Below are 534 nucleotides of genomic sequence, written 5' to 3' on the forward strand. Positions count from 1 at the left end.
CCAGCACCACGAGGTCGTCGCGCTCGACATCGTTGCCGACAAGGTGGCGATGCTCAATCGCCGGGTGTCACCGATCGACGATGCCGAGATCGAGGATTACCTGCAGCACAAGCCGTTGAACTTTCGCGCAACCCTTGATCTGCAGGAGGCCTATGGTGGTGCCGACTTTGTCATCATCGCCACACCCACCGACTACGACCCCGAGACCAACTATTTCAATACGTCCTCGGTCGAAGCAGTGATTCGTGCCGTGATGGCTATCAACCCGCAGGCGACGATGGTCATCAAGTCCACCGTGCCGGTGGGCTACACTGCACGCACCCGGGAAGCACTCGGTACGCCCAACCTGATCTTCTCGCCCGAGTTCCTGCGCGAGGGCAAGGCGCTCCACGACAACCTGCATCCTTCACGCATCGTGGTCGGCGAGAAGTCTGAGCGGGCGCGAGTATTTGCCTCGCTTTTGCAGCAAGGGGCAATCAAGCAGGACATCCCCACGCTGCTGACCGACAGCACCGAGGCCGAGGCAATAAAGCT

The 534-nt window shown here is 60.3% G+C and carries 1 pseudogene; it reads left to right on the forward strand.

Annotation, left to right across the window (positions count from 1 at the left end):
* A pseudogene (locus tag ACK4TH_RS13195) lies at window positions 1-534 on the forward strand (UDP-glucose 6-dehydrogenase); the annotation flags it as partial.

The organism is Tepidimonas sp., from assembly GCF_046292505.1.
In the GTDB taxonomy this organism is placed as follows: Bacteria; Pseudomonadota; Gammaproteobacteria; order Burkholderiales; family Burkholderiaceae_C; genus Tepidimonas.